This window comes from Hymenobacter citatus (assembly GCF_014333615.1).
Lineage (GTDB): Bacteria > Bacteroidota > Bacteroidia > Cytophagales > Hymenobacteraceae > Hymenobacter > Hymenobacter citatus.
This window is the reverse complement of sequence record NZ_JACSCY010000001.1, coordinates 253410-264808: the sequence shown is the minus strand read 5'-3', so window position 1 is coordinate 264808 and position 11399 is coordinate 253410. Positions and strand designations below refer to the sequence as shown.

Here is an 11399-nt window from a genome sequence, read left to right as displayed (position 1 = left end):
AGTTGTGACGGCAGGTTGCTGGTTTCGCTAGCTGGCTACCCGACAGAATCTAATTATCTTCCGCCTCTGAACACACTCCTACTCCCTCTTTATGTCTGAAAAACAAGGCCACTTTCAGCGGGCCATTACGCTGTTTGATGCCGTCATGATTGTGACCGGCGGCATGATTGGCTCCGGTATCTTCATCGTTTCCACCAGCATTGCCCGGCAGGTGGGCTCGGCGGGCTGGCTGCTGGTGGTCTGGGTTATCACGGGCCTTATCACGCTGGCCGGGGCCGTGAGCTATGGCGAGCTATCGGCCATGTTCCCGAAGGTAGGCGGGCAGTACGTGTACCTGCGCGAGGCCTACAACAAGCTGGTGGCGTTTCTTTATGGCTGGTCGCTGTTTACGGTCATCCAAACCGGCGTTATTGCGGCTGTGGGTGTGGCCTTTGCCCGCTTCACGGGCGTACTGGTGCCGTGGTTCAGCGAGCAGCATGTGCTATTCAACGTTGGGCCGCTGGCCTTTACCACGGTGCAGCTGCTGGCTATTCTGATGATTGTGGCCCTCACTTGGATCAACGCCAACGGCGTGCGCAGCGGCAAGCTGATTTCCAACGTGTTCGGCAGCACCAAGCTGATAGCCCTGGCCCTGCTCATCTTGTTCGGCCTAATCTTGGGTATCAACCACGAAGCCGTCGAACTCAACTTCACCAATATGTGGCAGGCAGCCAGCTTCGACGACCTGGGCCAGGCTACCCCCCTGGATACCTGGGGCCTGGTAGGCGCCATCGGCCTAGCCATGACCGGCTCCCTGTTCAGCTCCGACTGCTGGAACAACATCGGGTTTTCGGGCGATGAGATTGTGCGGCCCGAGCGCACCATTGTGCTCAGCATGGCTATCGGCACGGCCATCGTCACGGCGCTCTACCTGCTCATCAACGTGGTGTATCTGCTGGTGCTACCCATCCCCGGCAACCCCACCGCCGCCGCCACCGATGTGGTAGGGCGCGGCATTATGTACGCCACCAACGACCGGGTAGCCACCGCCGTGGCCGAAAGCATGCTGGGCCGCACCGGCGCCTATGTCATGGCCGTGCTCATCATGATCAGCACCTTCGGGGCCAACAACGGCATCATCCTCAGCGGCGCCCGCGCCTACTACGCCATGGCCAAAGACGGCCTGTTTTTCCCGCCCCTAGCCCGCCTCAACCGTGCCGGCGTGCCTGGCGTGGCCCTCTGGACCCAATGCGCTTGGGCGTGCCTACTCTGCCTCACGGGCTCCTACGGCGAGCTGCTTAACTATGTGATGTTCTCGGTGATTTTGTTCTACGTCATCACCATCATTGGCATCTTTGTGCTGCGTCGCACCCGCCCCAACGCTTCCCGGCCCTACAGGGCCTTTGGCTACCCGCTGGTGCCGTTGTTCTACATTGTGCTGGCCTCGGCCTTCTGCGCCATTCTGCTGTTCAGCCCCGCCACGGCTACTTTCTCGCAGCGCGGGCTGCTGCTGCTGGCCCTGGGCGTGCCGGTGTATTTTCTACTGGGTCGGCGGTTCAACAAACCCCTACCCGAAGACCAGTAAGCGGCGGCTGCATGGCCGTCCGCCCTCCAACAACAACGCCCCGTCAGCACTGACGGGGCGTTGTTGTTAAGGGATATTCTATTACCGTTTGATGCGCTTGAAAGCATCCGGCCGGTATTTCAGTACCACGGTTTGGTTGGTAGCTGTCGGGCGGGCGGATACTTCATCGTCGTAGTAGCCCGCAGAGCCGCAACGGAGCGTGTAGCTACCTACCGGAACCGTGAGCTTATAGCAGCCGTCGGCGTCGGTAATAGCCATTAGGCGGGTGCCCTGCACCAGAATGGTAGCTCCCACCAGTGGGTCTTTGTCCACATCAATCACGCGTCCCTGTATCGTCATCATTGGCACGCGGGCGCTAGCAGTTGTTGTTACACGGGGCGCCTCTACCTCTTTTTCATCCTCCTCTACAGTTCCCGCAACGGTAGTGCTAGCTAGCAAAGCGTCATCTGCATGTCCTTGAGCGTAGCCACTCACGCGTACTACAAGCAGCATCAGAACAAGAACGAGCGTGGGTAGCAGTGACTTCATCTGGTAATGACTTGATAATGCTCTCAATAACAGTATCGCCCGGTTGCATAATAGGTAAAGTTCAACTTCTTAAACTTTACCAATCTCCCGATCAGGCATACAAATATATTGCACTATTATTATAAATCCATATCACTTTAAAAATTTTTATTCCAATATTGACTAAAATTATTCTAATAATGAATCAGCACACTTTCACTAAACACTCTATATTCAATACAAGGCTGCATTTCTAAATTCAAAATGGGTTCCAGTATACTATTCTACCACTCAGACTATTTGTGTATAAAAACAGGGCTTTACTGATAACGTCTGTGTATGCACCATTACATCAGCCACGGTCGTTACCTTGGCAATGCCACATTATAAGAGCAGTTAGCTTCCCTTGTAAAGCAAGAATCCCGCACGTTGCCGTGCGGGATTCTTATCAAACGCTGTAATCGCAGAAACGAAAACATTAGTCGTGCGCAGGACGCGCAGGGCCGCTGGGCGAATCTTCGCCAAAGTCCTGGTCCTGCGTGCGAATGCTGTTACCCATTTCGTAGCTACCTTCTTTGGTGAAACCAGGGCCCTGGGCCGTTTCGCCCTCTGCGTGGTGCTCGTTGCCGCCTTGTGGGTGAGTTTCGTCGCCGCCAATGTGCAGGTTTTCGAGCTGGTCTTTCTGGTTGCTGCGCTGTTTGTAGCCATTAGCACCAGTATAACGAGCTGCCGAAGGGTCGCTCATCTCTTTGCCGTTGCTTTGGCTTTCGTCAAACTCTTTTTCGTTTTCGAGCTGCTCGTTTTTCGGAATGATGTTTTCCTGATCGGTGATGCTACCGTCTTTATCTGTGGCCATATGCTAGGGATGAATTGCGTGGAAAAATACTCTTTAGCAATACGTACCTAGGCGGGCATAGTTGGGATACAGCCTCCTTGCAACCTGGCCGCAACAGATAAACCTGCGTACTGAGAATGTTTTCGGATTTTTGCTCGCTCTTTCAGCCGGTAGCATCCTTCTGCTTACCCTTAGCTCTCTCCTACCCGTGGATTTCTCTAAACTCTACCACCCCAGCGCCCTCAACAGCTACCAGTTCATTGCCCTTACGGGTCTTATCATGAGTGGTGGGGCGCACTTGCTGCTACATTTTGTGTTTCATCACACAGTGCAGGGCTTCAATTGGCTCTACGTGTGCTGGGCGGCCTTATATATAATAGGTACGCTGCGTAACCTCTTCGGAAAGCCCGATGCGGGCCACGGCCATCATCACCACTAATAAATGGTGAAATTGTGAGTAGTGAAATTGTGAATTGCTATTAATCGTAGTAAGGTGCAGGATCGGCGCACAAGCGAAGAACTCGTCTTCGCTTGTGCGCCGATCCTGCACCTTACCTTGGGTGCTTGGTTGCCCTAGCACCCTCACATGCTCTAATTGTTCTTCAGGTAGATTTGGGCCTCACGGCACATATCCGATTTGCGCTCGGCGCGTTCCGCTACCACGGCATAATACTGCTTGGCGCGGCGCACATCTTTTTCGCCGTTTGCTAGGTGTGCTAGGTTTAGGTTGGCGTAGAGATAGAAGCCGCTTTGGGTTTCGCTGGTGCTTTCGGCAAACACGATGCAGCGCTGATAGTATTCTTTCGCCTTGGCCAGATTACGCACTTTGTTCTGCATAATCCAGCCCATAAAGTAGGTAGCGTAGCGGCCGCTGGTACCCTCGTAGCCGGGTAGGCCCCGGTTTAGCTTATCCAGAATATCCTTGCTGATTTTCTCGCACTCCCAAAATTCGCCCTCATTGAAACACAGCATGGCGTACAGTCGCTCGAAGTAGGCATTATCAGGATAGGTTTGGTGCAATTGCTGGGCAACGGCTAAAGCTTCTTGGGCCGAATTTTTCTGCTCAGACAGCACTTTCATCAGAAAGTACTTAGCTTCCGGCGCGGCGTAAAAGCCGTTGTTGGCTACCATGCGCAACTGCTCGATGCCTAGTTGCTGGTTGCCCTTTGGGAAGAACAACAGTATCGGTTTCAGTAGCTTGTAGGTTTCAGACAACCACACCGAGTAATAGTTGATCAGGGCCTGGCCGCACAGAAACTCGGGGCTGAGGTCGTTGGCCTGCTTGCTAATTTCGAGGTAATCGAGGGCGCGCTTGCTGCTCACGGTTACGCGGCGCCAGTTGTGCCGCTCCCCGTTCAAACGGGCATCAAACCCGTAGGCGGCAGCCAGAAAAAAACAGGCTTCGTAGTTTTTGTTATCGGCTTCGTAGAGGCGGGTGGCGTAGGTGATGGCCGTATCCATGTAGGCAAACAGCAGATTATCGTACTGCTTGGTTTGCGCAATGTTGGGCATAATCTTCCACCAAGTAGTCAGGCCCATCAGGAAGTAGGGCATGGGATGCTGGGGATAGCGCCGCCGCAACGACCGGAACTGCTTCTCGGCCTTGTCGTATTTGAAATTGTAGAGGTTGTGCATAGCCCCATCCAGCTCCGTCTGAATGTCCTTGTCCAGCAGCAGCCACCCATCGATGTCCACCGCGCTGGGCAATATGTCTACATTCTCGATGTCAATGTTACGGATGGGTGCCTCTTGCCGACTGGTCGTATCTGGCTGCTGCTGTGCGTGTAGCAGCAGAGGTAGTAGCAGAAGTAATAGAAAGGAGTAAAACGTTTTGCTCATACACGAATGGTTGGGGCGGGCGTGGCAACCAATAGTACCGTTGGCTGTTGGCTACTTGCGTGGCCAATAGTCATTTCATTTTATATAAAAAGTGATGCTATCAGCCGTGTACTACCATCAATAGTTAGCTGCATTCACCTACATACATGATACAACAACTTTCGCTCAGCAATATTAATGCTGTTTTTGCACTTCAATCATATTGAAACGTTTCAATATAGATAAAACCATCTTTTAACAACAATTAAACTGCACTTTTACATGATAAGGCTATACTTATAGGTGAAGTATATTCTTGTTTATATACTGTGATTCTCAAAAAAACACTCCTAATACAAAAAGGAGAAGCCTTTTGGGCCTCTCCTCTTTATATACTAAATTTTCAGCTAGGCAGTTTTACAAAAGGCAACTAGGATTTTGTAGAACTACTCTACTACTCGCCCCTGTGGAATGTGCCCTACCTCGGCCGATGGCCTGACCGACAGACACGATAGTCACAGCGCCATGGAAAGGCAAGTTGATCGTAAAACCATCGCCCCCCTACACCAGATGCAGTACGCCCCGGTAATACAGCCGTAGGGCCATGCTACCGGGGCGTGTGCTAGTAAACTTATCAGACTACCGCATCGATGACTCGCGGATGTGTAGCTGCGGCTTTAGTACCACGCGGTGAGGCGCAAAATTGTCGCTACGCTTGAGCATTTGCAGAAACAGCTGCACGGCCGAATGGCCCATCTGCTCGCCGCGCTGGTCTACCGAGGTCAGCTTGGGCGTGGTGAGGGTAGTGAAGGGCTCATTGCTGAAGCCGGCAAGGGCAATATCCTGAGGCACCCGAATGCCTTGAGCGTGCAGCACTTCCAGCGCGCCGGCCACAGGAATATCACCAGAGCCGAAGATAGCGTCGGGTGGCTCGGGCAGTTGCAGCAGCTCCCGCATAGCCTGCTCGCCGGCATTCTGCTGCAGTTTGGGTAAGAAGTGCATCAGCTGCTCGTCGTGGGGTAGGCCAAACGCTTGTAAGGCGTTGAGGTAGCCTTTGTGCCGGTTGCTGTAAATGTTCAGGTGCTGCGGGCCGGCAAAGTGGGCAATGCGGCGGCAACCCTGCTCCAGCAGATGACGCACGGCCATATAGGCGCCTTGGTGGTCGTCGAGGACCACGCCGCTCACGTTAGACACCTCCGGCATCCGGTCGAAGAATACCAGCGGAATGTTCTGCTGGCGCACTTTCTCAAAGTGCTGAAAATCGTGCGTGGTGCGGGCCAACGACACCAAAATGCCTTCTACCTGCGCATTCAGCAGCGCGTCGATATTGTTCTTTTCGCGCTGCACGTCCTCGTTCGACTGGCAGATCATCACGTTGAAGCCTGCCTTGCTGGCTACCGTTTCGATGCCGTGCATAATCGACGGAAAAAAATGCCCGTTGATATGGGGCACTATCACACCCAGCATGTTGCTGCGGCCCCGGCGCAGGGCCGCAGCAAGGTGGTTGGGCTGGTAGTTCAGTTCCTTGGCTACTTCCCATACGCGCTGTTTCGTTGCCTCGCTGATGTCGGCGTGGCCGTTGAGTGCCCGTGAGATGGTAGAAGGCGACAGATTCAGGATCTTTGCCAGATCCGTGATGGAAGCGCGTTTGTTGAGTTTTTGTGCCACGGCGTGATGCGTATGCGGTAAGGTAAGCATACGGAGGATACCCGCATACCTATTTCCGCTCGTTGTTCAGAAAAGAAGCCAGTGCCAGCCATGCAGGCACCCATCCAAGGGCACCCATCACTGACTACTTACTGGCTTAATCAGCAAATTACCGGCATAAATGCAAATGCAAGCAACGTCAGTAGGTTATTTCTTATTTAATTTTTTTCGGTATTACTCCGAAAACAGCTACGTCGTTGGTAGCACACCTCCTGAAATGGAAGACCAGTTGCACCAGACTAACCGGGCAACGTTGCTGCTTGTTTGAGGGGGCCTACCCTACTGCGCACCGTACGGCACACGGGCTACGGATTTCAATCGGCGCAGGCGGCCGTTCCACGTAGTCTGGCGCAACAACAAATGCGGGTAGTCGTGGGCAAACCAATACACGTTTTTTCTTTGCGAATTGAGGTCTATAGTCACGCGCCAGCTGGCGGCCAGGGTATCGGTGGCCACCTGGTCGGCTACCGTCACGTGAGCCTGGTAGAGAATCGGCGGCGCGGCGCTACTGGTTTGCTGCTGCCCAGCAATGGTTGCATCAAACGAGGGTCGGTTAGCAAATTTCAGGCTACGCAGGCAGTAGCTTAAGGCATCCTCAAACAGTACCTCGTGGCGCAACAGGCGCCAACCGGCACCTTGACCATCCTGATAAGAGTTGTAGGTTTCTACGTACTGCAAGTCATCATCCACAAACGCCTTAAACGTATTGCCGGCGGGCTCTTGCAGGGTAGTGGTGAGCTTGTGCAACACCGTGGGCCGGTCGCGCCGAAAGAATAGGGTAGTCAGAAAATGAAACGGCGGCGTATCAGTGGGCAGCGAGCCAAACTGGCTGATGTGCATCACCGGAAAAATATCGTTGCGCTGGAGGCTATCCGTCCGTACGTCGAACTGCTGGTTGAACTCTTCCAGCTGTGTCACCTGCGTCAGCTCATAGGATAGCACTTCGCCGTTGACGACTCGTTGGGCGTCGTAGCGCGCTACTTCGGCGCGGCCATCTTCCCACAGCGGGCGCATGGCCCAGTCACTATCAAAATATGCGTCAAAGTGTTGCCGCCGCAGGGTCTGCGCGGGCTCGCCTCTCTCCTCGTTGGAGTCGGCGGGGGCTGAGGAGCAGCCAGCCAGCAGCAACGAGGCGCCAATGCAAGTCATTATCCCTTTCCAGTGCACTGTTCTACTCATAAGCAATGTGCGCGTTAGCTCTTGCTACCACCTCTACATGCGCGTTTGTTCACTACTTTACTAAGCAAGCAGGCGCACCCGCATTTGTACCCGCTCGCCATTCTCGCTGGTAAGCGGTTCTACTACAATACGATCTTCCTCATCGAAATAGCGCGCCAGCCCGCGCACGATGCCTACCGCCAGCGCCCCCATGCGCCGGGGCGATACATACTCGATAAATACCTCATCAGGAGCGACGCGTCGCACGTCGAGCACAGGTGGCCTGTTGCCTGCATGCGCGGCGCGTACTCGCGTGTGCATGGCCATTTCGGTGTGTTCCAGCATGTCCAGCGTCCGCCACTCCGGCTGAATATACTTTTGGTACATATACAGCAAGTCTGGCACCAAGTACTCACCAAATCTTTCGTGCAACTCATCTGCCGAAACTCCAGCCATTTGGGCCGCCTGCCATACCAGAGTATACATGTGCTCGTCGGGGTACACGTTGCGGTGGTCGAAGTCGACCTCTGTAAGACCAGAGCGCTCTATCAGACGCACCCAGGTACTATGGTCATACTGCGTCTGCACATAGCGTTTCAGCAGCGAAAAGATGGTTCCGTGCACGGAATAAAGGCGAAATAGATAAAGTTTAGCCTATATACGCAAAAAAGCGCTTCGCAGCCAATAGTTCAGCTACGAAGCGCTCAAGAACACCGAACTGCGGTTTTTACTTCTCAGTGAAGCCGCTGCCTGTTACGGTTAAATATTGCCTACCACCGTCATGGTCGATAGTGTGGGGGTAGGGCTGCCGCCGGCGTCCTCTACCGTCATGGCGAAAGCCTGGGCACTGGCAATGTCCTTCATATGTTGCAGGCTTTCGCCAGAGGCCGTGGCATAATCCAACACACCGGCGTCTACAGGCTTACCATTGTCGAGAGCCCATAGCTGGTATTGCTTGCCTGCAGGCGGTTCGGGCAGGCTCCGTACATCTACGTATACGGTGCGGGTGTTGGGGTTGTAGAGCACCTTGGCGCTGGCCTTGGGCGCGGCAGGCGTGCCGTTCAGGGCTACTGTCCGGAACTCGTCGCTGCGCAGCACCGACAGCTCGTTGGTTTGCTCACCCAATCGTTTCTCTACTGCCATGTGCGAGGCTGCCAGCAACGACCGGTCGCTTTCCACAGCAGCCAGGCTGGTTTCGGCGTTCTGCCATTTCGAATAGAGCACAAAGTTGATGCCCACGCTCAGCAGCAGAAACGCAATGGAAGCGGCCATCACCCAGTTGAAGCGGGGCGCAGCCGGTGCAGCCTCTTCTACCGGCGCCGAGGTGATGGAGCGCACCACCGGCTCGGGTGCAGCCACAGGTGCCGACGCAGTTTCGTCGGCGTCGATGGCCGCTTTCCAGCCGGCCAGCACCCGGTCGCGCATGTCGGCGGGTGGTGTTTGGGCATACAGAGCCGCATAGCCGCTGAGAGCTTCTATCACGCTATCCAGCTCCTGCCGGATAGCGGGGTGCATGGCAGCCAGGCGTTCTACCTCTGCCTGTTCTACCGTTGGTAGCTCGCCGAGGGCGTACTGCTCCAGAATGCCTGATTCGATGTATTCCTGAATGTCCACGGCTATCGAATCAGTTTTGATAATACCTTAATTGCTGCCCGGGCCCGAGTTTTTACGGTGCCCAACGGCAAGTCGAGTTCTTCTGCCACTTCGCTTTGAGTAAAACCGCCAAAGTATAACAGGTCAATCACTTGTTTCTGTTCAGGGTTGAGCTGATTTGTGATTTCCTGCAGTCCGATATGCTCAGGCTGAAACCCGGAGGAGGCCGCCTGGCGCATGACACCACTATCCTCCAATGGTGTCATGCGAGTACCTACGCGGTACTGCCGGGACCGGATTTTATCGATGGCTAAATTGCGGCAAATATTCAGTACCCACGTAAAAAGTCGCCCTTTGGACGAATCGTAGAACTGAAAGGAATGCCAGATTTTGACCAGACCTTCTTGCAACACGTCCTCGGCTATTTCTTCCTTTTTCACGATGCGCAGGATGACCCCGTACAGCGCCGCCGAATATTTGTCATAAAACAAGGTCATGGCCGACTCGTCGCGGTCACGCAAGCGCTGCACGAGTAGGTCCTCCGGGTAGGAGGTCGATGACTCTAGGATAGTAGCTGACACAGATTAGTACAATAAATGGGCGAGTGAAGCAGCGGTGGGGAGGGCCCGATAGGCTGGCAAAATACGGGATAAAGTTTTATTCGCGTAGTGCAGCTCATTTTCCCTGGTATGCCCCTCCCCTACCGAGCCTTCTACGTGCGGGCGGGCAACGGTTGTGTTACAAGTTTTCGGGTATAGCAGACGCTGGCAATAGTGGCTGCGTAACCATAAGCTTCCCACCCTTGTTGTTCTGTAATGGCTATCATCTCCATCAACCCCTACACTGGGCAGGTGCTGCAAGAGTTTGCGCCCTTTACCTGGCCCGAAACCGAAGATATTTTACGGCAGGCACACGAGGCCGCTGCCGCGTGGCGCACCACCTCTTTTGCCCACCGCGCCGAGCGCATGCGCCACGCCGCCGCCCTGCTGCGCGAGCGGGAGCAGGAGCTGGCCCGCCTGATGAGCCTCGAAATGGGCAAGCCCATTGCCGACGGTCGCGCCGAGGCGCAAAAATGCGCCACCACTTGCGACTATTACGCCGAGCACGCCGAGCAATTCTTAGCAGATGAGGACATCCGGACGGCGGCCCGGCGCAGCTTCATTGCCCACGAGCCGCTGGGGGTAGTGCTGGCCATCATGCCCTGGAACTTCCCGCTGTGGCAGGTGATTCGCTTCGCCGCGCCTGCCCTGATGGCCGGCAACGTGGGCCTGCTGAAGCACGCGCCCAACGTACCGCAGTGTGCGCTGGCCCTGGAAAAGATTTTTCATGATGCCGGTTTTCCGCCGGCTACCTTCCGCACCCTGCTCATCGATACGGGCCATGTGGAACCGTTGCTGGCCGACAACCGGGTGCGGGCCGTGACCCTCACGGGCAGCACCCGCGCCGGCGCCAGCGTGGCCGCGCTGGCTGGCAAATACCTCAAAAAGAGTGTACTAGAGCTAGGCGGCTCCGATGCGTTTATTGTGCTGGCCGATGCTGACCTGGACGTGGCGGCCAAGAATGCCACTCAGGCCCGCATGATCAATGCCGGGCAGAGCTGCATTGCCGCCAAACGCTTCATTGTGGAGCAGCCGGTAGTAGCCAAGTTTACCCAGAAGCTGAAAGAGCATATGGCAGCTTTTCAGACCGGCGACCCGCTCGACGAGACTACGCAATACGGTCCCCTCGCCCGCCCCGACCTGGCCGATACGCTGACCCAGCAAGTGCAGGATTCTGTAGCCAAAGGTGCCCACGTGGCGCTAGATGGCGGCCAGGACGCGCCCGGCGCTACCCTGTTCCGGCCCATGATTCTGACCAACGTGCAGCCCGGCCAGCCGGCCTACCACGAGGAGTTCTTTGGCCCCGTAGCGCTGGTGCTGGAAGCCCGCGACGCCGACGATGCTGTGCGCCTCGCCAACGACTCGCCCTACGGCTTGGGTGGCTCTATCTGGACGCGCGACGTGGCCCGCGGCGAAGCCCTGGCCCGCCGCGTGGAAGCCGGCGCCGTTTTCGTCAACGCTATTGTGAAATCATCGCCGGAAATGCCGTTTGGCGGCGTGAAGCAGTCGGGCTACGGACGGGAACTTTCCTACCTCGGCATCCGTGAGTTTGTCAATCAGAAGAGCCTCTGGATTGCGGCGGACGAGAAGCCGGAGGAAAAGAAAACGGAGTGAGTCG

Annotated in this window: 11 protein-coding genes; 3 read left to right on the top strand and 8 right to left on the bottom strand. The window is 55.4% G+C overall.

The genetic code is table 11. The features are described from left to right. The first annotated feature begins 91 nt into the window (after positions 1-91). Positions 92-1564 carry an APC family permease gene (locus H8B15_RS01045; RefSeq protein WP_187317795.1) on the top strand — a complete coding sequence of 491 codons (1473 nt, stop codon included), beginning with the start codon at positions 92-94 and terminating at the stop codon, positions 1562-1564. Positions 1565-1645: 81 nt separating this feature from the next. Here the strand turns inward: H8B15_RS01045 and H8B15_RS01040 are convergent, their stop codons facing one another. Continuing rightward, positions 1646-2092, bottom strand: a complete 447-nt coding sequence (locus tag H8B15_RS01040; protein WP_187317794.1) for a carboxypeptidase-like regulatory domain-containing protein — start codon at positions 2090-2092, stop codon at positions 1646-1648. A 457-nt stretch (positions 2093-2549) separates the two neighbouring features. Then, entirely contained in the window at positions 2550-2927 is a 378-nt protein-coding gene (locus tag H8B15_RS01035; RefSeq protein WP_187317793.1) for a hypothetical protein, read from the bottom strand. A gap of 187 nt (positions 2928-3114) precedes the next feature. Here H8B15_RS01035 and H8B15_RS01030 point away from each other — a divergent pair, with 187 nt between their 5' ends. After that, entirely contained in the window at positions 3115-3345 is a 231-nt protein-coding gene (locus tag H8B15_RS01030) for a hypothetical protein (protein WP_187317792.1), read from the top strand. Positions 3346-3497: 152 nt separating this feature from the next. On the opposite strand, the gene H8B15_RS01025 is transcribed toward H8B15_RS01030, so the two are convergent. From H8B15_RS01025 to H8B15_RS01000, 6 genes are all read right to left on the bottom strand, one after another. Beyond that, positions 3498-4745 carry a tol-pal system protein YbgF gene (locus tag H8B15_RS01025; RefSeq protein ID WP_187317791.1) on the bottom strand — a complete coding sequence of 416 codons (1248 nt, stop codon included), beginning with the start codon at positions 4743-4745 and terminating at the stop codon, positions 3498-3500. A gap of 618 nt (positions 4746-5363) precedes the next feature. After that, on the bottom strand, positions 5364-6422 hold the full coding sequence (locus H8B15_RS01020) for a LacI family DNA-binding transcriptional regulator (protein WP_187317790.1): 1059 nt from the start codon (positions 6420-6422) through the stop codon (positions 5364-5366). Positions 6423-6710: 288 nt separating this feature from the next. After that, a complete protein-coding gene (locus H8B15_RS01015) occupies positions 6711-7610 on the bottom strand; it encodes a hypothetical protein (protein WP_187317789.1) in 900 nt (299 codons plus the stop codon). Positions 7611-7670: 60 nt separating this feature from the next. After that, positions 7671-8213 carry a heme NO-binding domain-containing protein gene (locus H8B15_RS01010; RefSeq protein ID WP_187317788.1) on the bottom strand — a complete coding sequence of 181 codons (543 nt, stop codon included), beginning with the start codon at positions 8211-8213 and terminating at the stop codon, positions 7671-7673. Between the two features lie 135 nt (positions 8214-8348). Continuing rightward, positions 8349-9203, bottom strand: coding sequence for an anti-sigma factor domain-containing protein (locus H8B15_RS01005; protein ID WP_187317787.1), 855 nt, complete (start codon positions 9201-9203; stop codon positions 8349-8351). 2 nt (positions 9204-9205) lie between these two features. Then, positions 9206-9763, bottom strand: coding sequence for an RNA polymerase sigma factor (locus tag H8B15_RS01000; RefSeq protein WP_343069120.1), 558 nt, complete (start codon positions 9761-9763; stop codon positions 9206-9208). Between the two features lie 234 nt (positions 9764-9997). Here H8B15_RS01000 and H8B15_RS00995 point away from each other — a divergent pair, with 234 nt between their 5' ends. Beyond that, positions 9998-11395 carry an NAD-dependent succinate-semialdehyde dehydrogenase gene (locus H8B15_RS00995; protein ID WP_187317786.1) on the top strand — a complete coding sequence of 466 codons (1398 nt, stop codon included), beginning with the start codon at positions 9998-10000 and terminating at the stop codon, positions 11393-11395. The last annotated feature ends 4 nt before the right edge of the window (positions 11396-11399 follow it).

Bases quoted from the DNA above. Each gene is read 5' to 3' on its own strand.
- H8B15_RS01045 (WP_187317795.1), top strand. From the start codon at position 92: ATGTCTGAAAAACAAGGCCACTTTCAGCGGGCCATTACGCTGTTTGAT.
- H8B15_RS01025 (WP_187317791.1), bottom strand. From the start codon at position 4,745: ATGAGCAAAACGTTTTACTCCTTTCTATTACTTCTGCTACTACCTCTG.
- H8B15_RS01020 (WP_187317790.1), bottom strand. From the start codon at position 6,422: ATGCTTACCTTACCGCATACGCATCACGCCGTGGCACAAAAACTCAAC.
- H8B15_RS01040 (WP_187317794.1), bottom strand. From the start codon at position 2,092: ATGAAGTCACTGCTACCCACGCTCGTTCTTGTTCTGATGCTGCTTGTA.
- H8B15_RS01015 (WP_187317789.1), bottom strand. From the start codon at position 7,610: ATGAGTAGAACAGTGCACTGGAAAGGGATAATGACTTGCATTGGCGCC.
- H8B15_RS00995 (WP_187317786.1), top strand. From the start codon at position 9,998: ATGGCTATCATCTCCATCAACCCCTACACTGGGCAGGTGCTGCAAGAG.
- H8B15_RS01035 (WP_187317793.1), bottom strand. From the start codon at position 2,927: ATGGCCACAGATAAAGACGGTAGCATCACCGATCAGGAAAACATCATT.